This is a genomic window from Nonomuraea cypriaca, assembly GCF_015645445.1.
Lineage (GTDB): Bacteria > Actinomycetota > Actinomycetes > Streptosporangiales > Streptosporangiaceae > Nonomuraea > Nonomuraea cypriaca.
This window is the reverse complement of the sequence record NZ_JADOGI010000006.1, coordinates 80998-106845: the sequence shown is the minus strand read 5'-3', so window position 1 is coordinate 106845 and position 25848 is coordinate 80998. Positions and strand designations below refer to the sequence as shown.

At 69.5% G+C, this 25848-nt stretch carries 22 protein-coding genes, 1 pseudogene and 1 riboswitch; of the genes and pseudogenes, 13 read left to right on the top strand and 10 right to left on the bottom strand.

The features are described from left to right. Positions 1 to 443 precede the first annotated feature (443 nt). The gene (locus ITP53_RS60065; protein WP_195893878.1) at positions 444 to 2534 is read left to right on the top strand and encodes a S9 family peptidase; all 2091 of its coding nucleotides are present in this window, start codon (positions 444 to 446) and stop codon (positions 2532 to 2534) included. Continuing rightward, a complete protein-coding gene (mgrA, locus tag ITP53_RS03890; RefSeq protein WP_195893877.1) occupies positions 2531 to 3526 on the top strand; it encodes an L-glyceraldehyde 3-phosphate reductase in 996 nt (331 codons plus the stop codon). The genes ITP53_RS60065 and mgrA overlap by 4 nt, the downstream gene beginning before the upstream one ends. Before the next feature lie 40 nt (positions 3527 to 3566). On the opposite strand, the gene ITP53_RS03885 is transcribed toward mgrA, so the two are convergent. After that, complete coding sequence (locus ITP53_RS03885) at positions 3567 to 5999, bottom strand: lysylphosphatidylglycerol synthase transmembrane domain-containing protein (RefSeq protein WP_328813878.1); 2433 nt, start codon at positions 5997 to 5999, stop codon at positions 3567 to 3569. 189 nt (positions 6000 to 6188) lie between these two features. On the opposite strand from ITP53_RS03885, the gene ITP53_RS03880 reads away from it, so the two are divergent. Continuing rightward, entirely contained in the window at positions 6189 to 8198 is a 2010-nt protein-coding gene (locus tag ITP53_RS03880; RefSeq protein WP_195893876.1) for a molybdopterin-containing oxidoreductase family protein, read from the top strand. Here the strand turns inward: ITP53_RS03880 and ITP53_RS56980 are convergent. Further along, complete coding sequence (locus ITP53_RS56980; RefSeq protein ID WP_236050421.1) at positions 8162 to 8647, bottom strand: GNAT family N-acetyltransferase; 486 nt, start codon at positions 8645 to 8647, stop codon at positions 8162 to 8164. The genes ITP53_RS03880 and ITP53_RS56980 overlap by 37 nt on opposite strands. A 42-nt stretch (positions 8648 to 8689) precedes the next feature. Continuing rightward, a pseudogene (locus ITP53_RS56975) lies at positions 8690 to 9097 on the bottom strand (GNAT family N-acetyltransferase); the annotation flags it as partial. Between the two features lie 76 nt (positions 9098 to 9173). On the opposite strand from ITP53_RS56975, the gene ITP53_RS03870 reads away from it, so the two are divergent. Further along, positions 9174 to 9623: a hypothetical protein gene (locus ITP53_RS03870; RefSeq protein WP_195893874.1), complete on the top strand. Its 450-nt coding sequence runs from the start codon at positions 9174 to 9176 to the stop codon at positions 9621 to 9623. Between the two features lie 42 nt (positions 9624 to 9665). Here the strand turns inward: ITP53_RS03870 and ITP53_RS03865 are convergent, their stop codons facing one another. The 3 genes from ITP53_RS03865 to ITP53_RS03855 all read right to left on the bottom strand — a co-directional run bounded on the left by ITP53_RS03865 (position 9666) and on the right by ITP53_RS03855 (position 11318). Beyond that, positions 9666 to 10055, bottom strand: coding sequence for a VOC family protein (locus tag ITP53_RS03865; RefSeq protein ID WP_195893873.1), 390 nt, complete (start codon positions 10053 to 10055; stop codon positions 9666 to 9668). Between the two features lie 32 nt (positions 10056 to 10087). Continuing rightward, positions 10088 to 10402, bottom strand: coding sequence for a DMT family transporter (locus ITP53_RS03860; RefSeq protein WP_195893872.1), 315 nt, complete (start codon positions 10400 to 10402; stop codon positions 10088 to 10090). Between the two features lie 35 nt (positions 10403 to 10437). Beyond that, positions 10438 to 10495: riboswitch (guanidine-III (ykkC-III) riboswitch) on the bottom strand. A 25-nt stretch (positions 10496 to 10520) separates the two neighbouring features. Next, complete coding sequence (locus tag ITP53_RS03855; protein WP_236050408.1) at positions 10521 to 11318, bottom strand: class I SAM-dependent methyltransferase; 798 nt, start codon at positions 11316 to 11318, stop codon at positions 10521 to 10523. Positions 11319 to 11421: 103 nt separating this feature from the next. On the opposite strand from ITP53_RS03855, the gene ITP53_RS03850 reads away from it, so the two are divergent. The 3 genes from ITP53_RS03850 to ITP53_RS03840 all read left to right on the top strand — a co-directional run bounded on the left by ITP53_RS03850 (position 11422) and on the right by ITP53_RS03840 (position 14598). After that, on the top strand, positions 11422 to 13227 hold the full coding sequence (locus ITP53_RS03850) for an acyl-CoA dehydrogenase (protein ID WP_195893870.1): 1806 nt from the start codon (positions 11422 to 11424) through the stop codon (positions 13225 to 13227). Between the two features lie 138 nt (positions 13228 to 13365). Next, positions 13366 to 14304, top strand: a complete 939-nt coding sequence (locus tag ITP53_RS03845; protein WP_195893869.1) for an MBL fold metallo-hydrolase — start codon at positions 13366 to 13368, stop codon at positions 14302 to 14304. Between the two features lie 30 nt (positions 14305 to 14334). Continuing rightward, positions 14335 to 14598, top strand: coding sequence for a hypothetical protein (locus ITP53_RS03840; protein ID WP_236050407.1), 264 nt, complete (start codon positions 14335 to 14337; stop codon positions 14596 to 14598). On the opposite strand, the gene ITP53_RS03835 is transcribed toward ITP53_RS03840, so the two are convergent. The 4 genes from ITP53_RS03835 to pdhA all read right to left on the bottom strand — a co-directional run bounded on the left by ITP53_RS03835 (position 14595) and on the right by pdhA (position 18686). Next, entirely contained in the window at positions 14595 to 14888 is a 294-nt protein-coding gene (locus ITP53_RS03835) for a Dabb family protein (protein WP_195893868.1), read from the bottom strand. The two genes, ITP53_RS03840 and ITP53_RS03835, sit on opposite strands and share 4 nt — an antisense overlap. Positions 14889 to 15024: 136 nt before the next feature. Further along, complete coding sequence (locus tag ITP53_RS03830) at positions 15025 to 16605, bottom strand: dihydrolipoamide acetyltransferase family protein (protein ID WP_195893867.1); 1581 nt, start codon at positions 16603 to 16605, stop codon at positions 15025 to 15027. A 12-nt stretch (positions 16606 to 16617) separates the two neighbouring features. Then, entirely contained in the window at positions 16618 to 17598 is a 981-nt protein-coding gene (locus tag ITP53_RS03825) for an alpha-ketoacid dehydrogenase subunit beta (RefSeq protein WP_195893866.1), read from the bottom strand. Continuing rightward, positions 17595 to 18686: a pyruvate dehydrogenase (acetyl-transferring) E1 component subunit alpha gene (gene pdhA, locus ITP53_RS03820; RefSeq protein WP_195893865.1), complete on the bottom strand. Its 1092-nt coding sequence runs from the start codon at positions 18684 to 18686 to the stop codon at positions 17595 to 17597. The genes ITP53_RS03825 and pdhA overlap by 4 nt, the downstream gene beginning before the upstream one ends. Before the next feature lie 285 nt (positions 18687 to 18971). Here pdhA and purS point away from each other — a divergent pair, with 285 nt between their 5' ends. The 6 genes from purS (at position 18972) to ITP53_RS03790 (ending at position 25796) form a co-directional block, all read left to right on the top strand. Next, positions 18972 to 19217, top strand: a complete 246-nt coding sequence (purS, locus tag ITP53_RS03815; protein WP_195893864.1) for a phosphoribosylformylglycinamidine synthase subunit PurS — start codon at positions 18972 to 18974, stop codon at positions 19215 to 19217. Positions 19218 to 19438: 221 nt separating this feature from the next. Beyond that, positions 19439 to 19825, top strand: a complete 387-nt coding sequence (locus ITP53_RS03810; RefSeq protein ID WP_195893884.1) for an ATP-binding protein — start codon at positions 19439 to 19441, stop codon at positions 19823 to 19825. Positions 19826 to 19962: 137 nt separating this feature from the next. Next, entirely contained in the window at positions 19963 to 20646 is a 684-nt protein-coding gene (gene purQ, locus ITP53_RS03805) for a phosphoribosylformylglycinamidine synthase subunit PurQ (protein ID WP_195893863.1), read from the top strand. After that, the gene (purL, locus tag ITP53_RS03800) at positions 20643 to 22967 is read left to right on the top strand and encodes a phosphoribosylformylglycinamidine synthase subunit PurL (protein WP_195893862.1); all 2325 of its coding nucleotides are present in this window, start codon (positions 20643 to 20645) and stop codon (positions 22965 to 22967) included. The genes purQ and purL overlap by 4 nt, the downstream gene beginning before the upstream one ends. A 107-nt stretch (positions 22968 to 23074) precedes the next feature. Continuing rightward, positions 23075 to 25099: an adenylate/guanylate cyclase domain-containing protein gene (locus tag ITP53_RS03795; protein ID WP_328813872.1), complete on the top strand. Its 2025-nt coding sequence runs from the start codon at positions 23075 to 23077 to the stop codon at positions 25097 to 25099. 34 nt (positions 25100 to 25133) lie between these two features. After that, positions 25134 to 25796 carry a Crp/Fnr family transcriptional regulator gene (locus ITP53_RS03790; RefSeq protein ID WP_195893860.1) on the top strand — a complete coding sequence of 221 codons (663 nt, stop codon included), beginning with the start codon at positions 25134 to 25136 and terminating at the stop codon, positions 25794 to 25796. Positions 25797 to 25848: the final 52 nt, after the last annotated feature.

Sequence of the window (25848 nt, the reverse complement as noted above, 5' to 3'; positions counted from 1 at the left end):
AGCACGCCGCCAGCGTTCGTCCTGAGCCAGGATCAAACTCTCCAAAAAATGCCTGGAGGGAATGAAAATCCCAACCTTCAAAAGGAATCCGTCAAACCAATGACGGGGTCATACATGTAAAACATGCACTGGCTTTTAACACACTGTTGAGTTCTCAAGAAACGGCCGCGTACACCCTCACAGGAACTTTCACATTCCCGCTCAGGGGCGTTCATTTCGTTGTGTCTTAATCTTCTCAGCCGTTCAAGTCTCTGTCAAATTCACTCGACTTGAACAATGAAGACACGGAGACAGCACACTCCGACATCACCTGGGTGAAGGAGGAGGATTGCGCCGCACTGCCGCGTCGACTTCTAAAGATTAGCAGCGCTCCCGACCACTCGGGACGCGTTCGTCGTCTTCTCCGGCCACAGAACGATCACGGCCGAACATAGACTCCCCACGTGAGCAGCAACACGCCGCCAGTGGCGAAGAAGATCCCGACTGAGCGCATCCATCACGGCGACACCGTCATCGACGAGTACGCCTGGCTGAGCAACAAGGAAGATCCCGATACGACCGCCTATCTGGAGGCCGAGAACGACTTTCTGAAACAGGAGACCGCTCACCTCTCCGAGCTCCAGGAGCAGGTGTTCCAGGAGATCAAGGGCCGCACACAGGAGACGGACCTGTCGGTGCCCAGCCGCAAGGGCTCGTGGTGGTACTTCAGCCGTACCGAGGAAGGCAAGCAGTACGGCGTGTCCTGCCGCGTCCCCGCGAACGGCGACGCGCCCCCGGAGATCACCCCTGACGTCCGGCTGGAGCGGGAGCAGGTGATCCTCGACGGCAACGAGCTCGCCGGCGACAGCCCGTTCTTCTCGATCGGCACCAGCGCCGTCACCCCGGACGGCACGATGGTGGCGTACTCCACCGACTACAAGGGCGACGAGCGCTTCACCCTCCGGTTCAAGAACCTCGAGACCGGCGAGGTACTGTCCGACGAGATCAAGGACATCTTCTACGGCGGCGCCTGGTCGGCCGACGGCTCGGCGTTCTTCTACACGCGCGTCGACGACGCCTGGCGGCCGTACCAGGTCTACCGGCACACCCTGGGCACCCAGGAGGACGTGCTGGTCTACGAGGAGCACGACGAGCGTTACTGGGTCGGCGTCGGGCTGACGCGCAGCGAGAAGTACCTGGTGCTGGGCGCGGGCAGCAAGATCACCAGTGAGGTACGCATCCTCGACGCGACGAACCCCGCGGGCGAGTTCCAGGTCGTGCGTCCCAGGAAGACCGGCGTCGAGTACGGCGTCGAGCACGCGGGCGACTTCTTCTACATCCACCACAACGAGAACGCCGAGAACTTCGAGCTGGCCACGGCCCCGCTCGACGCCCCCGGCGACTGGACCCCCCTGATCGCCCACCGGGAGGACACCAGGCTCCTGGAGGTCGACGCGTTCTCGGACCACGCCGTCGTCCACTTCCGCCGCGACGGGCTGACCGGCCTGCGCGTGCTGCCCTACCCGGGCGGCCGCGAGCAGTGGCGGGAGCGGATCGAGGCCGCCGAGCGGAACGCGTACGAGATCGACTTTCCCGAGCCGCTCTACGACGTCGGGCCGGCCGGCAACCCCGAGTTCACGACGAGGAGGCTGCGGCTGGCGTACACCAGCATGGTGACGCCGCCCAGCGTGTACGACTACCAGCTCGACACCCACGAGCTGATCCTGCTCAAGCGGCGCCCGGTCCTGGGCGGCTACGACCCGGCGGACTACGAGCAGTTCCGCGAGTGGGCCACGGCCGAGGACGGCACGAAGATCCCCGTCTCCCTCGTGAAGCGCAAGGACACCGGCAGGCCCGCCCCCACCGTGCTGTACGGGTACGGCAGCTACGAGACCTCCATCGACCCGAGTTTCTCCGTCCCCAGGCTGTCGCTGCTCGACCGCGGGTTCGTCTTCGCGGTCGCGCACGTGCGGGGCGGCGGCGAGATGGGCCGCCGCTGGTACGAGGACGGCAAGCTGACCAGGAAGCGCAACACGTTCACCGACTTCGTGGCCGTGGCCGGGCATCTGAAGGCGACCGGCTGGAGCGAGCGGATCATCGCCAGGGGCGGCTCAGCGGGCGGCCTGCTGATGGGCGCGGCGGCGAACCTGGCGCCCGGGGAGTTCGCGGGCGTGGTGGCCGAGGTGCCGTTCGTGGACGCGCTGAACACCATCCTGGATCCGTCGCTCCCGCTTACCGTGATCGAATGGGATGAATGGGGCGACCCGCTGCACAACCCGGACGTCTACGCATATATGAAGAGCTACACACCGTACGAGAACGTCGACGGCGGGCCATACCCGCCGATTCTGGCGATCACCAGCCTGAACGACACGCGCGTCCTCTACCACGAGCCCGCGAAGTGGATCGCCAGGCTGCGGGCGTCGGCGAGCGGCGGGCCGTTCCTGCTCAAGACGGAGATGGGCGCGGGGCACGGCGGGCGCAGTGGGCGTTACGACGCCTGGCGTGAGGAGGCCTTCGCGCTCTCATGGATCATCGAGAAAGGCACGTCATGACATTTCAGGCCGACGACCGGCGTTACGAGCGCCAGCCGTACAACCGCAGCGGGCGCAGCGGGCTCAAGCTGCCCGCGGTCTCGCTGGGCCTGTGGCACAACTTCGGCGACAACCGGCCGATCGAGAACTCGCGGGCGATCCTGCGGCGGGCGTTCGACCTCGGGGTCACGCACTTCGATCTGGCCAACAATTACGGCGTCCCGTACGGCTCCGCAGAGCGGAACTTCGGCCGGATCTTCCACGAGGATTTCGCGAAATATCGGGATGAGCTGATCATCTCCACCAAGGCCGGGTACGACATGTGGCCCGGCCCGTACGGCGAGTGGGGCTCGCGCAAGTACGTCCTGGCCAGCCTCGACCAGTCGCTCACCCGCATGGGCCTGGACTACGTCGACGTCTTCTACAGCCATCGTCCCGACCCGGAGACGCCGCTTGAGGAGACCATGGGGGCGCTGGACCGGGCGGTGCGCTCGGGCAAGGCGCTCTACGCCGGCATCTCCAACTACTCGGCCGAGCAGACCACCCAGGCCGCCCGGATCATGCGGGAGCTGGGCACGCCGCTGCTCATCCACCAGCCGTCCTACTCCATGATCAACCGGTGGATCGAAGGCGGGCTGCTGGACGCGCTGGAGGAAGCAGGCATGGGCTGCATCGCGTTCTCACCGCTCGCGCAGGGCCTGCTGACCGACCGTTACCTGGAGGGCGTGCCCGCCGACTCGCGGGCGGCGACGAGCCGGTTCCTCAGCGCCGACCAGATCGATCGGGAGCTGGCGCGCGACCTCAACGAGATCGCCGGGGCGAGGGGGCAGACCCTGGCTCAGATGGCGCTGTCGTGGACGCTCAGGGACCCGAGGGTGACGAGCGTGCTGATCGGGGCGAGCAGCGTCGGGCAGCTGGAGGACAACGTGGCCTGCGTGGACGGCCCGGCCTTCACCGCGGACGAGCTCGCCGCCATCGACAAGATCACCGAACCGAGAACGGCGGCCCGCTGATCACGGTCCCTCGTGCCGTTGGAGGTCGGCTGAGCGTCGTTCACAGGGCTTCGTGCCGTTGGAGGTACGTGAAGGAGGCCCAGCCGGGCAGCACCGGCAGCCAGAACGTGAGCAGCCGGTGCAGCAGCACGGCCGACGTGGCCAGCTCGGGCGACAGCCCGGCCAGGCTCAGGCCGACCGTGAGAGCGCCTTCGACCGCGCCCAGACCGCCGGGTGTGGGCGCGGCCGAGCCGATCGCGTTCGCCGTGAGGTAGACGACGGCGACGGCGGTGAAGCTGATCTCGCCGCCGAACGCCGCCACGCAGGCGTTCAGGCAGGCCACGAACGCGAGGGTGATCATCAACGTGCCCACGCACGCCTCGATCATCTTGCGCGGCGACTGCAGCACGTCGAGCAGCCTGGGCAGCACGTTGGAGAACAACCTGCGCATCCGCACGGTGATCAGCCTGCGCAGCGGCGGCACGCCCAGCACCACCACGACCAGCACCGCCACCGCGAGCAACGCCAGGACGAGCCCCCGCGACGGCGTGAACGCGGTGTTGGTGCTGGAGCCCGTGATGTAGGCGAACATCAGCAGCAACCCGATGTGGAAGACCAGCATGATGAGCTGCGAGGCGCCCACGCTGGCCACCGCGAGCGCCGGTGAGATGCCGCGTTTTTGCAGGTAGCGGGTGTTGATCGCGACTCCGCCCACCGCGGCGGGCGCGACGAGCTTGACGAACGACGCGGCGAACTGCACGAGCACCGTACGCCACAGCGGCAGGCGTTCCGGCACGAATCCGCGCAGCATCAGCGCGGCGGCGACGAAGCTGACGAACGAGGCGACCAGCGCCAGCCCCGACCAGGCCCAGTTGGCCGTGGTGAACACGTGGTAGACGTCGACCCGGCTGAGCTGGGAAAGCACGATGTACGCGGCCAGCGCGCTGGCGATGATCGTGACCAGGGTGCGCGGCCTGAACCGCTCGAGGCGTACCTCCTCGACCTTCCCCTGGGGTTTGAGCGCGACGATGTGGTCGCGGATGCCGGGCAGGACGTTCTTGGCCTTGGCCAGGGCCGCGCGGGTCTCCCTGGTGAGGGCGATGCGCTGGAGCAGCGGCAGGGCCGCGGCCAGCGCCTCGGGGCCCATCACCGCGGCCGCGGCACGGACCGAGCGTTCCGGGCCGACGCGCAGCGACAGGTAGGTGAGGAGCTGGGCGACGTCGAGCCTGAGCAGGAGGTCTCCGGCGGCGATCTCGCCGCTGCGCGCGTCGGTGAGCACGACGCGGCCGGCCCGGTCGAGGTGGATGCTGTCGCCGGTCAGCCGCCGGTGCGCCAGGCGCTGGATCTGCAGCAGCTCGACCTGCTCCCAGATCTGGGCGAGCAGGGCGTCGTCGATCTCCGCGTCCGGCACCTCCTCGAGCGGACGCGTCTCCAGGTGCTCGTAGGCGAGCAGGGCGGCCTCGGTGCCGATCTCGCTGGTGCCGAGCAGCCTGGGCGTGCTCGCGCCCGCGGCCTGGGCGGCGTACGCCATGAGCGCCTCGCGTTCGAGCTCGGCCCTGAGCGACCTGATCGCGCGGCGCCTGGTCTCGGAGTGGAGCCTGAAGCGCCGCCACAGCCGGTACGGCAGCCCTGCCACCTGCCGGTCACGGTCGAGCACCGTGACGTCGAGGCCGCTGCCGTCGTGGAGCCCGACGGCGTAGCGGCGGCTGCCCTGGTGGTCGTCCTCGATGCGGCGGGCCGAGACCACCGAGAACGACAGCTTGCGCAGCGCGGCCACCACGGCGGAGCCCGCCGGCCTGGTGTTGGGGCTGCCGACGCTGTAGAGGGTGGCGTAGCCGATGGCCATGCCGACCAGCACCGTGACGATGGCGCTCGGGATCGTGATCTGCCGGCCGGAGAAGAACGCCAGGATGTAGAGGGCGACGGTGGCCCACATCAGCATCCGCCACGTGGGCCGGCGCGAGATGCGGACCGCGGTGGAGTAGGCGATGACCGAGGTGAGCAGCGTGTTCAGCGGCTCGATCGCCCGGTCGCCGGTCAGCAGCACGCGCAGGTCGTGCAGGTTGCCCCCGACCAGCCACTGCCCGAGCAGGAACGACCCGGCCATGCCGACGATCGCGGCGATCAGCCCTTCCGCGACCCGCAGCCCGTCGCGGTGGAAGACCCGCTCGACGGCGAAGGCCGCGGGCACGACGAGCACGGCCGCGCCGCCGAGGAACGCCGCGATCCTGCTCAGCAGTGGTACGAGCTCCGCCCCCTCCTTGACGTCGGCCTCCAGACCGATGAGCGTCTGCTTGGCGACCAGGGCGAGCAGGATGACCGCGCCGAGCACGACGAGCGTGGCGATGAAGCGCAGCAGGTCGGAGGGACGGCGAAGACGCTGGGGCAGGAGCGGCTCTACGACGTAGATTTCGTTGTCAGCGCGCGACTCGGCCACGGCTGGATCCCCCTCCGCGAGGTCCGCCGCGTCATCTCGTTCCGTGATTTCGGCCACCGATAGTGATTCTGCACCTTCCCGGCCGGACCGTACGATCTCTACATTCCAGTGTGCTCAATGGTGCCGCAGTCGTCGCACCGGGCCCGCCGACAGCCTGCGGAGGCAGGCTACACGGTGGGGCTCAGGCCGTTCACCCCTGATTTTCCGCCAGGTGCTCCGACGGACGCGGGACGTAGGCTATGTCCCATGTCGGGCGAATTGAGGGTTTTGGGGGCATGTCCGCTGGACTGCCCGGACACATGCTCCTGGATCGTCACCGTCGAGAACGGCAAGGCGGTCAAACTACGCGGCAACCCGGACCAGCCCTACACCAGGGGCGCGCTCTGCGTGAAGGTCAACCGCTACCTGGAGCACACCCAGGCCGAGGACCGCATCCTGTACCCGCTGCGGCGTACCGGGCCGAAGGGCTCGGGACAGTTCGAGCGGATCACGTGGGACGAGGCGCTGGAGGAGATCTCGGTACGCCTGCGCGGCATCGCCGCCGAGCACGGCGGCGAGGCGATCTGGCCCTACCTGGGCACCGGCACGCTCGGCTACCTTCAGGGCTGCGAGGGCGTGGCCGGTCGGCGGTTCTGGAACGTGCTCGGCGCCTCCAAGCACTGGCTCAACATCTGCTCGTCCGCCGGCGGCAGCGGCCTGCGGCGGACGAACGGCACCGCGGCCGGCATGGACCCGGAGAACTTCGCCCTGTCCAAGCTCATCCTGCTCTGGGGCACGAACCCGCTGACCACCGGCCACCACCTGTGGAAGTTCGTCCAGGACGCGAAGGCGAACGGCGCGTACGTCGTCGCCATCGACCCCATCCGCACCAGGACCGCCGACCAGGCCGACGAGCACCTGGCGATCCGGCCTGGCACCGACGCCGCGCTCGCGCTCGGGCTGCTCAACGTCGTGCTGGCGGAGAACGCGCAGGACGAGGAGTTCCTGGCCGCGCACACCGAGGGCTGGGCGGAGTTCCGTCAGGAGATCCTGAGCCATCCCATCCAGAAGGTGGCCGAGATCACCGGCATCCCCGCCGCCGCCGTCCACAGCCTGGGGATGCGGCTGGCCCACACCCGCCCGACCGCCATCCGCGCCACCCAGGGCCTCCAGCGGCACGCGGGGGGCGGCACGGCGCTGCGGACGATCGCCGCCATCCCCGGCGTCACCGGCGACTGGCGGCACCCTGGCGGCGGCATGGCGTACTCCACCAGCGACCACGTCCACTTCGACATCGACACCCGCGACGACCTGCTGGACAAGCCGGTCCGCACTCTGGTCATGACCAAGGCGGCCTCCCAGCTCGACGACGTGAAGTGCCTGTGGGTGTACGCGGCCAACCCGGTGGGCTCCTCCCCCGACGCGAACGCCATCAGGCGGCAACTCGCCCGCGAGGACCTGTTCACGGTCGTGATGGAGCAGTTCCCGACCGACACCGTGGACTACGCCGACATCGTGCTGCCCGCGACCATGCAGACCGAGCACCACGACCTGCACGCCGGCTACGGCCACCTCTACCTGCTGTGGAACGAGCCCGCCGTCGAGCCGCCCGGCGAGTGCCTCTCGACGACCGAGACATTCCGGCGGCTGGCGGCGCACATGGGGATGACCGAGCCTTCGCTGTACGACTCGGACCTGGAGCTGGCCGAGCAGTTGCTGTCCAGCGGGCATCCGTCCCTGGACGGCGTCACGCTCGACCGGCTGCGCAAGGAGGGCTGGGTGCGGATGAACTATCCGGTGCCCTTTGCGCCGTTCGCCGAGGGCTTCCCGACGCCGTCAGGACGGTTGCGCTTCCCGCCGTCCGGCCAGGCGTACACGCCGCCCCACACGGCCCGGACGGCCGGGCGTTCCGCGTACCCGCTGGCTCTGGTCACGCCCGCGTCTCACACGTTCCTCAACACGACCTTCGGCAACAACCCCGAGCTGCGCCGGCGGGCCAAGGACCCGGTGGTGCTGGTCAACCCGGCCGACGCGGCGGCCCGCGGCCTGACGGACGGCCAGCGGGTACGCGTGCACAACGACGGCGGCGAGTTCCTGGCCGACGTCGAGATCAGCGACCGGGTGGCGCCCGGCGTGGTGGCCTCGCCGAAGGGACGCTGGCCGAAGCTCACTCCTGGCGGCGCCAACCCCAACTCCGTCGTCGCCGAGCGGGACGGCGACATGGGCAGGGGCCCCGGCTTTCACGACAATTTGGTGGAGCTCAGTGTCAGCTTGTAGCCCACGTGTGAGGCCGTGAAGCCGAGCGAGTCGTAGAAGCGGTGCGCGTCGGTGCGGGACTTGTCGGAGGTGAGCTGCACCATCGCGCAGCCGCGCGCCCGCGCCCGGTCGATCGCCCACCTGATCATCCTGCGGCCGAGCCCCTGGCCGCGGGTGGAGGCGGCGACCCTGACGGCCTCGATCTGACACCGCTCCGCGCCCAGCCGCGACAATCCCGCCAGGTAGGTGAGCTGCATCGTCCCCACCACCTTGCCGTCGCGCTCGGCCACGACCAACTCGTCGTACGGATCGGCGTCGATCCGGTCGAACGCCGCCAGGTAGCGCTCGTCGGCCGGGTCACCCTCGCGGGTCGCGCCGAGCGGGTCGTCGCCCAGCATCGCCACGATCGCGGGCACGTCCTCGCGCCTGGCGAGCCGGAACAACAGGGACAACACGTAGTGGGACTCCATGAGGGCGGGGTTGGACGGCAACGCCATGGTCCTGCCGCTCGGGGTGAATCCCTTGCGGGTGTAGAGGGCGCGGGCGGCGTGGTTCTGGTCGACGGCCCAGAGGCCGACCTCGTCGGCGCCCGCGCGCCGCGCCCAGGCCACGGACTCGTCGACCAGCCGCGCGGCCACTCCCATGCCCCTGGCCTCCGGTGCGACCCACATGGACAGCAGATGGGCGCCGCCGTCCTCCAGCATCATGCACACCAGGCCCACGTCGGCCCCTCCGGCCACGGCCACCCACCACCGCGAATCCGGATTTTTCAGTCTTTCCGACCATTTTTCGGGAGAAAAGGCGATCTCGCGGTCGTACGAGGACCCGAACGCGTCCGGCGAGTCCTGGAGCGCCCGCAACCGGATCTCCCGCAACCGCGCGCCGCCACCCTCGCCGAGTCGAACAATGTCGAATTCCATGCCCCGAATCATGTCAGGGACAGCTCAGGGTCCGTCCCCGATGCCCCCGGGGGCCGCCAGAAGGCACCATTACCACATGAACGAAATCAGTCGACGCGATGAGGTATCGCTTTCTGGCGCCGCCCTGCGTGGCGCCCCGTGGAAGGCCGCCGCCGTCGGCGGTGGCGTCGTCACCGCGGCCAGTTTCGGGATGGGACTGCTCACGGGCGGCGGCGACCTGGTGTGGGCGCTGGGCCTCGGCATCAGTCTGTTCGCGCTGATCGCCGCCATCGGGGCGGTCTCCAAGCCGAACGAGGGCGACCGGGTGACCCGTCAGGCCCGTGTGTGGTCGTTGAAGCACCCGTGGAAGTTCGCGCTCGTGCCCGCGGGCATCACGGCGGTGCTGGACTATCCGGTGCAGCTGGTGCTCGACGGCGAGGGCGTGTTCGGGTCCGGGGTGCAGGCCCTGTGGCACGGCGCGCTGGTCTATCTGATCGCCGGCATCCTGACCCTCACGATGCAGGGCCGGGCGCGATCGTCCCAGTGATCGGCCCAGTGATCGGCCCAGTGAGCCGAGTGGCCGGCCGCGTCAGCCCTGTGCCTGCGCCTGTTTCTCGGCCTGGCTCCGGCAGACGCAGAACTCGTTCCCCTCGGGGTCGAGCATCGTCACCCAGCCGGTGCCGTCGGGCCGGCGCAGGTCGTCGAAGACGGTCGCGCCCAGCCCGATCAGCCGCTCGACCTCCTCGTCCCGGGTCCTGCCCTCGGTGCCGTTGACATCGAGGTGGACCCGGTTCTTTCCGGTCTTGCCCTCAGAAACGCGGATGAACAGCACGAACGGGTCCTGCTTGGTCCGCAGCATGACCTCGTCGTCACCCGGCTCGTCCCCCTCGCCCAAAGGCAGCCCGGTGGCCTGGCTCCACCAGCTGGCGATCTCGTACGGGTCGGCGGCGTCGATGGTGACGGCATGGATTTCGATCATTCCGTCACCCAATCCGACACCACTCGCGACCGTCAAGCGAGTATTCGCAGTCCGATGACCCCCGCCAGGATCAGGGCGATCGAGATCAGGCGGGGCAGCGAGACCTCGTCGCCCATGGCGATCATGCCGAGCACCGCGGTGCCCGCCGCGCCGACGCCGGTCCAGACGGCGTACGCCGTGCCGACCTCCAGGCTCTTCAGCGCGTACGACAGCAGGCCGAAGCTGAGCAGGGCCGTGACCACGAACGACAGGCTCCACCGCAGATCGGTGAAGCCGTCGCTGAGCTTGAGCGAGAGGGCCATGGCGACCTCGAAGACACCGGCCAGCACGAGCACGATCCACGCCATGATTCGCGATTCCTCCGGGCATGAGACTGCAGATGCGTGCGTCGTCTTGGCGTACCGGGTACGGCGCATCTCGTCCGGGAGCTGTCGCTCAATCGGGTGAACGCGGAGTGTTACCGGATCATTCCCACCAGATGGTGACCCACCGGTCCCGGGGCACCGGCCACATGCCGAGCTCCACCGCCGTCCGCCCGACCTCCTCCGCCCTGGACGGATCGAGGCAGACCCGCCGGCACACGCTGGCGGCCAGCTCCTCCAGAGAGCTGAATCGTTCCAGCGGGGCCTCACGTTCCTCCACGTGCACCGGGAAGCCCAGCGCCGCCGCCAGGGCCACGCAGTCCTCCGCGATGGGCCGCACGGGCCGGTCAACGCCGTGGAAGTGCTGCCACAGCGGCGTCATCCAGCTCATCGGATGGGTGTGCGACAACTCCAGCACCACCCGCCCGTTCGTACGGCCGTCCAGCGCGCGCAAAAACTCGGCCAGGTCAGGGACGTTGTAGACGACGTGCGCGGCGATCGCCGCGTCGGCCACCGGCACCTGGTCCGCCACGTCGGGCCAGCGGCCCTCGACTGTCGTGACCGGCACCCCGAGCTTCTCCGCCCTGCTCCGCAGCCCTTCCAGCATGGGAGCCGAGCTGTCGACGGCGTACAGGTGGCCGATGCGCTCGCGCAGCGGCAGAGACGCGGCACCGGGGCCGGAGCCCACGTCGAGCAGCGTGCCCTTGGCGGGCAGCCCCTCGGCCAGGCGCGTCATGGTCGGCCCGTCGTCCGGGTCGGCCAGCGCCCGGTCCGTACGGGTGCCGAACCGCTCCGGTGAGTGACCCCACGGATCCACAGGTGCCTTGGCCATGATCTCGTCGGGGATGGCCCAGGATCCCAGTCGCTCTCGCCACCTGGCGGCGAGTTCATCGGCGTCCATGGAGACGAGCATGCCATGCATGGCCCGGGTTACCCGCGGGTAGCATTTCAGAGTAAGGTTACTCACCAGTACCTAAAGCCTCGGTTCAAGGAGATCGACACCCATGGGCCACTACAAGAGCAACGTGCGCGACCTGGAGTTCAACCTCTTCGAGGTGTTCGGGCGACGCGAGATCCTCGGCACAGGGCCCTTTGCGGACGTGGACGAGGATGTCGCGCGCAGCCTCCTCGAAGAGGTCGACAGGCTGGCGACCGGTGTACTCGCGGACTCCTTCGAGGAAGGGGACAGGCACCCGCCGGTGTTCGACCCGGAGACCCGTACGGTGAGCATGCCCGAGGGCTTCAAGAAGTCGTTCAAGGCGCTCGTCGACGGCGGCTGGGCGCACCTCGACCTCCCGCCCGACCTGGGCGGGCCCGGCATCCCGAGGAGCCTGGCCTGGGCGACCGCCGAGATGGTGCTCGGAGCGAACCCCGCGCTCTACATGTACGCCGCCGGCCCGAACTTCGCCTACACCCTGTGGAAGCTGGGCACCCAGGAGCAGAAGCGCTTCGCGGAGCTCGCCATCGAGCGCGACTGGGGCGCCACCATGGTGCTCACCGAGCCCGACGCCGGCTCCGACGTGGGCGCCGGGCGCGCGAAGGCCGTCCGCCAGCCCGACGGGACCTGGCACATCGAGGGCGTCAAGCGCTTCATCACCAGCGCCGAGCAGGACATGACCGACAACATCTTCCACCTCGTGCTGGCCCGCCCCGAGGGCCACGGTCCAGGCACCAAGGGACTGTCGATGTTCCTGGTGCCGAAATACCACGTGGACCTGGAGACCGGCGAGCTGGGCGAGCGCAACGGCGTCTACGTCACGAATGTCGAGAAGAAGATGGGCCTGAAGGTCTCCACGACCTGCGAGCTCACCTTCGGCGACCGGCACCCTGCGGTCGGCTGGCTGGTCGGCGAGGTGCACGAGGGCATCAAGCAGATGTTCATGGTGATCGAGCACGCCCGGATGATGGTCGGCACCAAGGCCATCGCCACGCTCTCCACCGGCTACCTCAACGCCCTCGACTACGCCAAGTCCCGCGTGCAGGGCGCGGACCTGACGCGGATGACCGACAAGACCGCCCCGCGGGTGACCGTGACACACCACCCGGACGTGCGGCGCGAGCTGATGCTGCAGAAGGCCTACACGGAGGGCATGCGCGCCTTGGTGCTCTACACGGCCACGTTCCAGGACACCGTCCTGCTCGACCCCGCCGATCGGCACGCGTACGAGATGAACGAGCTGCTGCTGCCCGTGGTCAAGGGCGTCGGGTCCGAGCGGTCGTACGAGCTGCTCTCGCGCTCGCTGCAGACCCTCGGCGGCTCCGGCTACCTGCAGGACTACCCCATCGAGCAGTACATCCGCGACGCCAAGATCGACTCCCTGTACGAGGGCACGACCGCGATCCAGGGTCTCGACCTGTTCTTCAGGAAGATCCTGCGCAACCAGGGCGCGGCACTCGGCTCGCTGCTGGGCGAGATCGCCGAGTTCGCCGGCGGCGAGGCGGGCAACGGCCGGCTGAAGGAGGAGCGCAAGCTGCTCGCCGAGGCCGCCGCCGAGGTCAAGGCTATGGGCGAGACCATGGCGGGCTGGGCGATCGGCTCGCTCGAGGTGCCCCAGGAGGTGTACAAGGTCGGCCTCAACACCACCAGGTTCCTGCTCGCGCTGGGCGACCTGGTGATCGGCTGGCTGCTGCTGCGCCAGGCCGAGGTGGCCCTGGCCAAGCTGGCCACCGACGACGACCCGTTCTACCTGGGCAAGGTCGGCGCCGCGGCGTTCTTCGCCAAGACCGTGCTGCCCCGGCTGACCGCCGAGCGGCGCGTGCTCGCCGCCACCGGCCAGGAGCTCATGGAGCTTCCAGAAGAAGCCTTTTAACCCCCAGCGCCGCCCGCGGCGGTCACCGGCGAGCGCCCGCCTACCTCCCCAGGCGGGCGTTCTGTCATCACAGGAGGTCATCACAGGCAGTAATCAAGGACACAGCCGACGTGACCGGCGAACGATATCTTCGCCGGCATGAGCGCGTCCTCCCACGATCATCCGCTGCCGCCGCCACGCGTCGAAGAGGTGTCCGACGGCGTCTACGCCTACGTCCAGCCCGACGGCAGCTGGTGGATCAACAACACCGGCTTCCTGGCCGGGCGGCGCGGCGTCATCTGCGTCGACGCCTGCGCGACCGAGCGCCGCACCCGCGACCTCCGTGAGGCCATCGGCAAGGTCAGCGACCGGCCGATCACCACGCTCGTCAACACCCACCACCACGGCGACCACACGTTCGGCAACTGGCTGTTCCCCGAGGCCACGATCGTGGGGCACGAGGGCGTGCGCGAGCAGATCCTGGACGACGGCATCCCCGCCTACCGGGCCGCCTGGTCATCCGAGGTGGTGTGGGGTGCCGTGGAGCTCGCGCCGCCGTTCCTCACCTTCACCGACCGGATCACCCTGCACTCCGACGACCTGCGGTGCGAGGTCAGGCACGTCGGCGGCGCCGCGCACACGACCAACGACTCGTTCGTGTGGATCCCGGAGCGGCGGCTGCTGTTCTCCGGCGACCTCGTCTTCAACGGCGGCACGCCGTTCGTGCTGATGGGCTCGGTGGCCGGGGCGCTGGAGGCGATCGGCCTGCTCAGGGAGCTGGGGGCGGAGACGATCGTCCCTGGACACGGCGAGGTGTGCGGTCCCGAGGTGTACGACCGGGTCGAGGGCTATCTCCGGTTCGTCCAGGAGACCGCCAGGCGGGGCAGGGCGGCCGGGTTGCCGCCGCTGGAGGCGGCCAAGGAGACCGACCTGGGCGAGTGGGGCGCGCTGCTGGACCCCGAACGCCTCGTGGGCAACCTGCACCGCGCCTACGCCGAACTCGACGGGCATCCGCTCGGCGCCCCGATCGACCTGGTCGCGGCGGTGCTGGACATGATCACCTACAACGGCGGCGAACCGTTGTCGTGCCTTGCGTGATCGCACGGGTGTGATCGTGGTTACCCGGGTATGACCGTGGGCGTACTCGCCATTTGCCTGGAGGTCGTCATGGGTGTCGGGGTCAGCATCTTCTTCCTCACGCTTGGCGCCATCCTGCGGTTCGCGATCGAACCCGACGTGTTCGGCCAGAGCGTGCACATGGACGTGGTCGGCGTCATCTTCATGATCGTCGGCGGTGTGGGCGTGGTGCTGAGCATCGTGCTGGCCCCCAGGCGGGGCCGCACCTCCGACGACAGGCTGATGCACCGGGAGAACAACCCGCCGGACGTCTAGAGGCTCAGCTGCACGGCGGTGCGGGTGGCCAGGATGGGCTTGATGCGCTCCGCGATCACCGCCTGGTGCTGGGGGTGGTCGCGGTAGACCAGGTAGTCCTCGACGTTGTCGAAGTCGGCCACCACCGCGTAGTCGTGGTTGCCCTGGTTGATGCCCGCGTCGGGGCCCACCGTGTAGGCGCGCATCTGCGGGATGGCGCCGGGCAGCTTGCGCAGCTCGGCCGTCACCGTGGCCTTCTGCTCGTCGGTCGCGTCCTCGGCCCAGGTGAACAGCACGATGTGGCGAATCATGTCGGTCACCTTATCGATGTATCAGATCGGGGTGGTGCCGGCTCTTATGTGTCGGGTGCGGGGTCCCGGGGCCATGGGCCACCGGGCCTACGGTGATCGCCGGGGGAGGGGTCCTCCCGGCGATCACCGTATTCCGTCAGCTCCAGGCCAGCATGCGGAGCGGGTCCTCCAGCATGGCGCCGATGTCGCGCAGGAACAGCGAGCCCAGCTCGCCGTCCACGATGCGGTGGTCGAAGGAGAGGGACAGGGTCGTCACCTTGCGTACGGCGAGCTCGCCGTCCACCACCCACGGCATGTCCCTGACCTGACCGAAGGCCAGGATGGCCGCCTCACCCGGGTTGAGTATGGGAGTGCCGGTGTCCACGCCGAACACGCCCACGTTCGTGATCGTGATCGTGCCCCCCGCCATCTCGGCCGGTTGGGTGCGACCGGCCCTGGCGGTCTCCGTCAGGCTCGCCAGCTCCTTGGCGAGCTCGGGAAGTGACAGCTGGTCGGCTGCCTTGACGTTGGGCACGACCAGCCCGCGCGGGGTGGCGGCCGCTATCCCGAGGTTGACGTAGTGCTTGACCACGATCTCCTGCGCCGCCTCGTCCCACGACGAGTTGATCACCGGGTGGCGGCGGACGGCGGTCAGCACCGCCTTGGCCACCAGGAGCAGCGGGGAGACCTTGACCTCGGCGAAGTCGCGCAGGGTGCGCAGGCGCTGGACCGCCTCCATGGTCCCGGTCACGTCCACCTGGAGGAACTCGGTGACATGCGGGGCCGTGAAGGCGCTGGTGACCATGGCCTGGGCGGTCATCCTGCGTACGCCCTTGACGGCGATCCGCTCTTCCCCGCCGCGCGGCCGGCGTGCGGCGGCCGGCTCAGGAACGGCGCCCGGCTCAGGGACGGCGGCCCGTGCCGCCGCCTGGACATCCTCCCGGGTGATCGAGCCCTCGGGGCCCGACCCGGCGATGCCCGTCAGGTCCACGCCCAGGTCCTTGGCCAGCTTCCGCACCGGCGGCTTGGCGAGCACGGACACCCGGCCGGGCCCTGGCGTGCCCGCCGCCGGAGCCGCCGCGGGTCGCGCACCCGGCTCGCCCGGCGCGGGAGCCGCGCCCGGCTCGCGGGCCGTCGTGGGTGGCCCGGGGACCGCCGCACCCGGCTCAGGGGCCGTCGTGGGCGGGCCCTCGACCTCGATCCGGGACTGGTTGGCCACCGGGCCTGCTGGGATGGCGCCCGGCTGCTTGCGGGGGCGGCGCTTGGTGGCGCCGGCCTTGACTCCGTAGCCGACCAGGACCGCCAGGCGTTCCTCCTTGGGGGCCTCCTTGGGAGCCTGCTTGGGAGCGGGGCTGCCGTGCGCGCCGGGCTCGACGGCGCCCTCCTCAGGTGGCTTGGGCACCATGTCGTCGGCCAGCGCCTGCAACCGGTCGGGGGCGGCGGGCTCCGCGCCCGTCGTCGCGGCCGGTCGCGGGGCCTCCGGCGCGGGCGCCCCGGCCTCGGCCGTGTCGACGGCGATGACGGGTACGCCCACCTCGACCGTCTGCCCCTCCTCGGCCAGCAGCTCCGTCACCACCCCGTCCCACGGGATGGGCAGCTCGACGATGGACTTGGCGGTCTCGATCTCCACGACGATCTGGTTGACCTTGACGTCGTCGCCCGCCTGGACGTGCCAGCGGACGATCTCCGCCTCCGTCAGGCCCTCGCCGACGTCCGGGAGTTTGAACTCGCGTCGCATGAACGACCCTCCTCAGTACCCGAAGGTCCGGTCGACGGCGTCGAGCACCCTGTCCAGGTCGGGCAGGTAGTGCTCCTCCAGCTTCGACGGAGGGTAGGGGGTGGAGAAGCCGCCGACCCGCAGGACGGGCGCCTCCAGGTGGTAGAAGCACCGCTCCGTGATCCTGGCCGCCAGCTCGGCGCCGAAACCGCTGTTGACCGGCGCCTCGTGGACGACCACGACCCGCCCGGTCCTGCGTACGGACTCCATGACCAGCGGCTCGTCCAGGGGGTTGAGCGAGCGCAGGTCCACGACCTCCAGCGAGCGGCCCTCCTCCTCGGCCGCCGCGGCCGCCTCCAGGCACGTCTTGACCATGGGCCCGTACGCCAGCAGCGTCACGTCCGCGCCTGACCGTACGACCTTGGCCGTGTGCAGGGGCGTCCACCAGTCGGCCGACGTGGTGTCGATGTCGGCCTTCTCCCAGTAGCGGCGCTTGGGCTCGAAGAAGATCACCGGGTCGTCGCTGCGGATGGCCTGCTGGATCATGGTGTAGGCGTCGGCCGGGTTGGAGCAGGCGACGACGCGCAGACCGGCCGTGTGGGTGAAGTACGCCTCGGGGGACTCGCTGTGGTGCTCGACCGCGCCGATGCCGCCACCGCACGGAATGCGTACGACCACGGGCAGCCTGATCGCCCCCAGCGAGCGCATCGGCATCTTGGCGAGCTGCGTGATGATCTGGTCGGCGGCGGGGAACACGAAGCCGTCGAACTGGATCTCGCACACCGGGCGGTAGCCGCGCAGCGCCAGGCCGATCGCGGTGCCGACGATGCCCGACTCGGCCAGCGGCGTGTCGATGACGCGGTCCTCGCCGAAGTCCTTCTGCAGGCCGTCGGTGACCCGGAAGACGCCGCCCAGCTTGCCGACGTCCTCGCCCATGATGAGGACCTTGGGGTCGTCCTCCATGGCCTTGCGCATGCCCTCGTTTAGCGCCTTGGACAGGCTCAGAACGGTCATTTCTCGAACCCCTCCAGATAGCCGGCGAACTGGCTGCGCTCCTGGTCCATCAGGGCGTGGGGCTCGCTGTAGACGTGGTCGAAGATGTCGAGCGGCTGGGGGTCGGGCAGGGCCAGGCAGCGGGTACGCAGGTCGGCGCCGAGCTGCTCGGCCTCGGCGGTCACGGAGTCGAAGAACTCCTGGCCGGCGTACTCGTTCTTGAACAGATAGGCCTTGACCCGCTCGATCGGGTCCTTGAGCTTCCACGCCTCCAGCTCACTGGCCACCCGGTAGCGCGTCGGGTCGTCGGTGGTGGTGTGCGCGCCCATCCGGTACGTGAACGCCTCGATGAGCGTCGGCCCCTGCCCTGTGCGCGCCGCCTCAAGCGCCTTGCGCGTCACGGCGAGGCAGGCGAACACGTCGTTGCCGTCGACCCTGATCCCGGGGAAGCCGAAGCCGGAGGCCCGGCGGTAGAGCGGGATGCGCGTCTGCTTCTCCAGCGGCTCGGAGATGGCCCACTGGTTGTTCTGGCAGAAGAACACGATCGGCGCGTTGAACACGCTCGCCCAGATGAACGACTCGTTGACGTCGCCCTGCGAGGTGGCGCCGTCGCCGAAGTAGACGATGGTGGCGGCGCTCGCGTCGTCGCGCTGGATGCCCATCGCGTAGCCGACCGCGTGCAGCGTCTGGCTGCCGATCACGATCGTGTAGAGGTGGAAGTTGTGCTCCTTGGGGTCCCACCCGCCGTGGTTGACGCCCCTGAACAGGCCGAGCAGCTTCACCGGGTCCACGCCGCGGCACCAGGCGACGCCGTGCTCGCGGTAGGTGGGGAAGGCCATGTCGGTGTCGGTCAACGCGCGGCCCGAGCCGATCTGGGCCGCCTCCTGGCCCAGCAGCGAGGCCCAGATGCCCAGCTCGCCCTGACGCTGCAGGGCCACGGCCTCCAGGTCGACGCGCCGGACGAGCACCAGGTCGCGATAGAGCGACCGGACCTCCTCCGGCGTCAGGTCGATGTCGTAGTCGGGGTGCTCGACCCGCTCGCCCTCGGGGGTGAGCAGCTGGACGAGCTCTGGGGGTGCCTCTGCACCACGAGAGGCGCCGACGGTCACGATGCCTCCTTGGTGACACAAGTGCTGCGTCTGTCGATGACCTCGACACGCTCGGTCATGGCCACTCCTGTGCGGTCCGGGCCGGTCACGATGGGGTTGCCACCCTAGACCGGCCTTCCTGGCGACAAACCATCTGGTGGTGGTTTGTACGCGTTTGGGGACATCGTGGCAGACGTCACAGCCCTCCGCGCAAGCCCCTAGCCCTCCCCGTTCCCGTTGTATCGGTCACCACACGCGCCGGTAGGCTGTGCTTCCCAACCACCCACCGCTCCCAGGAGGAACGCAGTGGCCCGCGTCATCGTGGACGTCATGCTGAAGCCCGAGATCCTCGACCCGCAGGGCCAGGCGATCGCCAGAGCGCTGCCCAGGCTCGGCTTCTCCGGCGTCCCAGCCGTACGGCAGGGCAAGCGTTTCGAGGTCGAACTCGACGGGCCCGCCGACGAGGCGGCGCTCAAGGAAGTGCGCAAGATGGCCGAGACGCTGCTCGCCAACACGGTGATCGAGGACTACACCGTCCGGGTTGAGGAGTAGACGGCACATTTGGTGGCTGGATTTCCCCCTGGCCGCTTAAAGTGGGGTTCTGACGTGCCACAATGCCACGGGCGAGCCAACAGTAAATAACAACAACGTGATTTTGCGGTTAGCCCCGATTTCTCAGGGAAACCTACTCCAGGTGACATTCTGGAGCCCGGAGGAGTCCGGTGGATATTGAGTTCTCGCTGGCACTGCCTCGGGATGCGATCGGCATACCGATGGTCAGGCGAGTGCTTGGCGATGCCATGCGATCACTCAACGTGAGTGAGACCTGCATCGCCGACATGCTGCTCGCTGTCTCCGAGGCGTGCTCCAACGCGGTGCGGCACGGGGGTCCCGCCAACCGCTACGAGGTGACGGCGTCGATCGGCTACGGCCACTGCGACGTACGCGTCGTGGACAACGGCGACGGGATGCCGTCGATGCCGCTGAACTTCCCCCCGCCCGACACCGAGAACGGCCGCGGCCTGCTGATCATGCGCTCCGTGGTCGACGAAATGTCCTTCGGCATGACGCCCGGCCGTGGCACCACGGTCCACCTGCGCAAGCTGCTCCACTGGGACGACGAGGCCGATGCCCGTCCCCGGGCGCTCGCGGCTGTCTGACCTGCGCTTCCGCCGGACCCATGAGCCGATGCGGAACATTCGGCAGCACCCGATAACCTGGATTGACCGCCGTAGACCGCCGTCCACCCGACGAGACGGTGGCGCGTGCGTGCGCATCCTCGGAGGGGACGACTGTCATGAGCGCTGCCCGTGTGGGCGTAGTCACGTTTCCAGGAACTCTCGACGACCAGGACGCCGCCAGAGCCGTACGCCTCGTGGGCGCGGAGGCGGTTCCGCTGTGGCACGCCGACCACGACCTGAAGGGAGTCGACGCCGTGTTCCTGCCCGGCGGCTTCTCCTATGGCGACTACCTGCGCTGCGGCGCCATCTCGCGGTTCGCGCCGCTCATGGACGAGCTGATCCCGGCCGCCAGGGCGGGGCTGCCCGTGATCGGCACCTGCAACGGGTTCCAGATCCTGTGCGAGGCGCACCTGCTGCCCGGCGCGCTCGTACGCAACGGCTCGCTGCACTACGTCTGCCGTGACCAGAAGGTCAGGATCGAGCAGACGGACACCGCGTGGACCAACTCCTTCGCGCCCGGCCAGGAGATCGTGCTGCCGGTCAAGCACGGCGAGGGCCGCTACGTCGCCGCCGCCGGCACGCTGGCCGCGCTCGAGGCGGGCGGCCACGTGGTCGTGCGCTACGTCGAGGGCAACCCCAACGGCGCGCTCAACGACATCGCGGGCATCCGCAACGAGGCGGGCAACGTGGTGGGCCTCATGCCGCACCCCGAGCACGCGGTCGAAGAGCTGGTCGGCGCGCCGAGCACCGACGGGCTCGGCTTCTTCACCTCGATACTCAAGAAGCTGGTGAACGCATGACCGACAGTGTGCGGCGGGCCGCCGAGACCCCCGACGAGGCGATGCCCTTCGGCGAGCTGGGGATGAAGCAGGACGAGTACGACCGGGTCAAGAAGATCCTTGGCCGTCGTCCCACCGGCTCCGAGCTGGCCATCTACAGCGTCATGTGGTCCGAGCACTGCTCGTACAAATCGTCCAAGGTGCACCTCAGGCAGTTCGCCACCAAGGCGCCCAAGTCCGAGGCACTGCTGGTGGGCATGGGCGAGAACGCCGGCGTGGTGGACATCGGCGACGGCTGGGCGGCCACGTTCAAGATCGAGTCGCACAACCACCCGTCCTACGTCGAGCCCCACCAGGGCGCGGCCACCGGCGTCGGCGGGATCGTGCGCGACATCATGTCGATGGGCGCGCGCCCGATCGCGGTCATGGACGCGCTGCGCTTCGGCGGCGCGGACGCCGTGGACACGCGCAGGGTGCTGCCCGGCGTGGTCGAGGGCATCAGCCACTACGGCAACTGCCTGGGCCTGCCCAACATCGGCGGCGAGGTCGTCTTCGACCCGTGCTACATCGGCAACCCGCTGGTCAACGCCCTGTGCGTGGGCCTGCTCCGCAAGGACCAGATCAAGCTGGCCACCGCGCCTGGGCCGGGCAACCAGGTGGTGCTGTTCGGCGCCTCCACCGGTCCCGACGGCATCGGCGGCGCCTCCGTGCTGGCCTCCGCGACCTTCGAGGACGAGTCCCACGCCAAGCGACCTGCCGTGCAGGTGGGCGACCCGTTCATGGAGAAGCTGCTCATCGAGTGCTGCCTGGAGCTCTACGCGGCCGACGTGGTCGTGGGCATCCAGGACCTCGGTGCGGCGGGCGTCTCGTGCGCCACGACCGAGCTGGCCGCCAAGGGCACCGGCGGCATGCGCGTCGACCTCAACCGCGTCCCGCTCCGCGACCCCTCGCTCAGGCCCGAGGAGATCCTCATGAGCGAGTCGCAGGAGCGCATGATGGCCGTGGTCCGGCCGGACGACATCCCGGCGTTCATGGCGATCTGCGACAGGTGGGACGTTCCCGCGACCGTCATCGGCGAGGTCACCGACACCGGCCGCCTGGTCATGACCTGGGACGGCGAGGTCATCGTGGACATCCCGCCGGGCACGGCGGCCGACGACGGGCCCGTCTACGAACGGCCGTACCACGAGCCGGCCGGGCAGGCCGCGCTCAACGCCGACACTCCCGACCACCTGGAGCGGCCCGCCGACCTGCGGGCCACGCTGTTCCAGTTGCTCGGCTCGCCCAACCTGGCCTCCAAGGAGTGGGTGACCTCCCAGTACGACCGCTACGTCCGCTCCAACACCGTCCTGGCCCAGCCCGCCGACGCGGGGATGCTGCGTATTTCCGAGGTCATGGCCCCGGAGCGCAGGAGCTCGGCAGGAGAGAGCGGGCCTGCGATGCCAACGAGTGCCGAAGCGGGCGCGACCATCAAGCACGCTGAGCCGACGACGCGTGGCATCGCGCTGTCCACCGACGGCAACGGCCGTTACGCCAAGCTCGACCCGTACGCGGGGGCGCAGCTCGCGCTGTCCGAGGCGTACCGCAACGTGGCCGTCACCGGCGCCAAGCCGCTGGCCGTGACCAACTGCCTCAACTTCGGCTCCCCGGAGGACCCGGAGGTCATGTGGCAGTTCGCGGAGGCCGTACGCGGGCTCGCGGACGCCTGCAAGGCCCTGGGCGTGCCGGTGACCGGCGGCAACGTCTCCTTCTACAACCAGACCGGTTCGACGGCCATCCACCCCACGCCCGTCGTGGGCGTGCTCGGCGTCATCGAGGACGTCGCCAAGCGCGTGCCGTCCGGGTTCGTGGCCGAGGGGCTGCGGGTGGTGCTGCTCGGGGACACGCGCGAGGAGTTCGGCGGGTCCGAGTGGGCGCACGTCGCCCACCGGCACCTGGGCGGGCTGCCGCCGCAGGTCGACCTGGAGGCCGACCAGGCGCTCGCGACGGTGCTGGTCGAGGCGGCCCGCCGGGGGCTGCTCGAAGGCTCGCACGACCTGTCGGACGGCGGCCTCGCCGTGGCGCTGGCCGAGTCGTGCCTGGCGCGCGGCGTCGGGGCCAGGGTGACCCTGAGCGGTGACGCCTTCACCGACCTGTTCAGCGAGTCGGCCTCGCGGGCGCTCGTCGCGGTGCGTCCGGAGGCTTACGACGAGTTCGCCTCGCTGTGCGGGCGGCACGATGTCCCGTGCTACGGGCTCGGGATGACCGGTGGGGCCGCGCTGGTGGTCGAGGACGTGTTCGAGGTCGCCGTCGAGGAGTTGCGGGAAACGCACTCGGCCGCGCTTCCCGCCCTGTTCGGCTGAGGGTTCTCACGAGGGCCGGCACGAAACCTCGTGCCGGCCCTTCGCTTTTGTGTTGGTCCGTAAAACGACGCATTGGGATGGACAGACCGCGGTGGATAATCGGGGCTGTGCCAACCCCCGAGCGTGCCTCTTACCTGCCTCCTGCCACCCAGCCCGTACGTGGCGTGGTGTGGAGCATCCACCTGCTCCTGCCGCTGCTCGGCCTCTGGTTGCTGCTGAGCCAGCCGGACGTCAACATCACCTGGCAGCACAACGCCAGCCACTTCTGGATGATCCTCACAGTGGCGGGGATCAACGTGGTGCTCGGCACCCTGATCAGCGAGGCGTCGCGGCGGCGGCAGGACGCGCGGCTGTTCCTGGTGTCCATGGTCTTCCTGAGCAGCGCCGGGTTCTTCTTCCTGCACGGGCTGGCGACGCCGCAGTTCCTGCTGCCGACCGGCTCGATCGGGTTCGACGTGGGGCAGCAGTTCGGGCTCACGATCGCGGCCGTGTTCGCGTTCGTCTCGGCGCTGCCGCTGGGCGAGCGGGCGGCCAAGGCTGTGCTGAGTGCACAGCACCTCATCCGCGCGGCGCTCGCCGGCGTGATGGTGGTCTGGGGGGTCGTGTCGCTGGTCCCGGGGCTGACGACGCTCAGCGAGCCGCCGGCGGTCACCCCGGTCGACTGGCTGGCCTGGGCCTCCCTGCCCGGCCTCGTGCTGTACGGCGCGGCCAGCGTGATGATGTTCCTGCTGCACCGGCGGCGCCCGTCGGCGATGTTGATCAGCCTGATCACCGCCTACGCGCTGCTGGCCGAGACCATGGTCGCCGGGATGTCCCAGCTCAACTGGCACCTGTCGTGGTGGGAGTGGCATCTCCTGCTGACGCTGGCCTTCGTCTTCGTGGCCTACAGCGCGTACCTGCAGTTCAGGCGTGAGGGGTCGAGCGCGGGGCTGTTCGACTCGGTGGCGCTGGCGGCGACCGTGGCCCGCATCAGGCAGGACTACGACCGCGCGCTGGAGGAGCTGGTCGAGCACGTACGCCGGGGCGAGCCGCTGGCCGCGACCCGGCTGTCCGGCAAGTTCCGGCTCAACGAGGGCCAGGCCGCGGTGCTCGACCGGGCCGGGGAGGCGCTGGCCAACGAACGTGAGCTGTCGGAGCGGCTGGCCGCCCTGGTGGCGGTGAGCGCCCAGACCCGCGTCGGCCTGCCGGAGAACCAGCTCCTGGCCACCGCGCTCGAACGGGTGCGGCAGGCGTACGGCGACGTCCGTATCGGCCTGGTCGCGGACGGCAAGGCGCAGGTCGGCTCCCGCGAGTACGAGTTCGCCGGCGACCAGCCACTCAGGCACGACCACCTGCTGGCGTTCCCGCTGACCGTCAAGGGCCACCTGGCGGGCGTGCTCGAGGTGCCCGTCGGCCGCACCTCGCAGGACGAGGCCCTGGCCGCCACGCTGGCCGGGCAGCTGTCCATCTCCCTGGAGAACGCCCGGCTCTACCAGGAGCTGCACACGCTGTTCCACCAGTACATGTCGCCCGACGTGGCGCACGCGCTGCTCGCCGACCCCGGCCAGGCGGCACTCGGCGGCGAGCTGAAGGAGCTGACCGCGCTCTTCGCCGACCTCAAGGGCTTCACGACGTTCTCCGAGCGGGTCACGCCCGGCGAGATCGTCGAGATGCTCAACCGCTACCACACGGCCGCCGTCCCCTGCATCCTGAACAACGGCGGCACCATCGTGCAGTTCGTCGGCGACGCGCTGCTGGCCCTGTTCAACGCGCCCGCCACGCAGACCGGGCACGCCAGGGCCGCCTGCCAGGCCGCGCTGGAGATGCAGCGGGCCGCCGCCGAGGTGGCCGAGGAGATGGCGTGGAAGCGGGTGGACGCCGTCGAGTGGCCGACGTTCCGGGTGGGCGTCAACACCGGGCCTGCCCTGGTCGGCAACATCGGCAGCCCGGAGCTGCGCGGCTTCAACGCGATGGGCGACTGCGTCAACGTGGCCGCCAGGCTCCAGGGCGTCGCCGAGCCGGGCACGGTGGTGATCGGCGAGACGACGCTCAGGCTGCTGGGCGATGGCGTGACGGCGAACTCTCTGGGCCGGCTGAGCCTCAAGGGCAAGGAGGAGCTCGTCCCGGCGTACGTTCTGACCGATCTGGGATAGTACGTCGGGTGCCCGTACCGACATAATCGGGCGCATGGATGTTGAGCCCGGCGAGTTCCTGTCCCTGCTCACCGACGAGGAGGTCGAGGCCCTTCGCATGGCCGGCCGGCCCAGGCGGTGGGATCGGGGCACGGTGGTGATGACCGAGGGCGACACGTCCGACTGGGTGCTCGTGCTGACGCAGGGCCGCGTCAAGGCGTCGTCCCACACGAGCAGCGGCACCGAGGTGGTGCTGGCGGTGCGCGGGCCCGGCGCGCTGCTCGGCGAGTTCTCCGCCGTCGACGGCTCGCCCCGCTCGGCCACGGTGACCGCGTTGGAGCCGATCTCGGGCATCATCGTGCGCGACTTCGCCTCGTTTTTAGAGTCGCACGGGCGCGTGGCCGTACTGCTGATGCAGCTGATCACCGGGAAGGTCCGCGACGCCGACCGCAAGCGGATCGAGTACGGCGCGTACGACACCACTGGCCGGGTCGCGACGCGACTGATCGAGCTGGCCGAACGCTACGGCGAGAAGACCAACAGCGGCGTACGCGTGGCGCTCCCCCTGTCCCAGGACGAGCTGGCGGGCTGGACCGGCTCCTCCCGCGAGGCGGTCAGCAAGGCGTTGCGCACCCTGCGCGACCGCGGGCTGATCGAGACCGGCCGCCGCCGCGTGGTGATCCACGACCTGGAGGGGTTGCGCAAGCGCGCCAGGTGACCCCTGGGACAAATCGTACGTACGCCGTACGTCATAGTGGACGGCATGGTCG

Bases quoted from the DNA above. Each gene is read 5' to 3' on its own strand.
- mgrA (WP_195893877.1), top strand. From the start codon at position 2,531: ATGACATTTCAGGCCGACGACCGGCGTTACGAGCGCCAGCCGTACAAC.
- ITP53_RS03880 (WP_195893876.1), top strand. From the start codon at position 6,189: ATGTCGGGCGAATTGAGGGTTTTGGGGGCATGTCCGCTGGACTGCCCG.
- ITP53_RS56980 (WP_236050421.1), bottom strand. From the start codon at position 8,647: ATGGAGTCCCACTACGTGTTGTCCCTGTTGTTCCGGCTCGCCAGGCGC.
- ITP53_RS03870 (WP_195893874.1), top strand. From the start codon at position 9,174: ATGAACGAAATCAGTCGACGCGATGAGGTATCGCTTTCTGGCGCCGCC.
- ITP53_RS03865 (WP_195893873.1), bottom strand. From the start codon at position 10,055: ATGATCGAAATCCATGCCGTCACCATCGACGCCGCCGACCCGTACGAG.
- ITP53_RS03860 (WP_195893872.1), bottom strand. From the start codon at position 10,402: ATGGCGTGGATCGTGCTCGTGCTGGCCGGTGTCTTCGAGGTCGCCATG.
- ITP53_RS03855 (WP_236050408.1), bottom strand. From the start codon at position 11,318: ATGGACGCCGATGAACTCGCCGCCAGGTGGCGAGAGCGACTGGGATCC.
- ITP53_RS03850 (WP_195893870.1), top strand. From the start codon at position 11,422: ATGGGCCACTACAAGAGCAACGTGCGCGACCTGGAGTTCAACCTCTTC.
- ITP53_RS03845 (WP_195893869.1), top strand. From the start codon at position 13,366: ATGAGCGCGTCCTCCCACGATCATCCGCTGCCGCCGCCACGCGTCGAA.
- ITP53_RS03840 (WP_236050407.1), top strand. From the start codon at position 14,335: ATGACCGTGGGCGTACTCGCCATTTGCCTGGAGGTCGTCATGGGTGTC.
- ITP53_RS03835 (WP_195893868.1), bottom strand. From the start codon at position 14,888: ATGATTCGCCACATCGTGCTGTTCACCTGGGCCGAGGACGCGACCGAC.
- ITP53_RS03830 (WP_195893867.1), bottom strand. From the start codon at position 16,605: ATGCGACGCGAGTTCAAACTCCCGGACGTCGGCGAGGGCCTGACGGAG.
- ITP53_RS03825 (WP_195893866.1), bottom strand. From the start codon at position 17,598: ATGACCGTTCTGAGCCTGTCCAAGGCGCTAAACGAGGGCATGCGCAAG.
- ITP53_RS03810 (WP_195893884.1), top strand. From the start codon at position 19,439: ATGGTCAGGCGAGTGCTTGGCGATGCCATGCGATCACTCAACGTGAGT.
- purQ (WP_195893863.1), top strand. From the start codon at position 19,963: ATGAGCGCTGCCCGTGTGGGCGTAGTCACGTTTCCAGGAACTCTCGAC.
- purL (WP_195893862.1), top strand. From the start codon at position 20,643: ATGACCGACAGTGTGCGGCGGGCCGCCGAGACCCCCGACGAGGCGATG.
- ITP53_RS03790 (WP_195893860.1), top strand. From the start codon at position 25,134: ATGGATGTTGAGCCCGGCGAGTTCCTGTCCCTGCTCACCGACGAGGAG.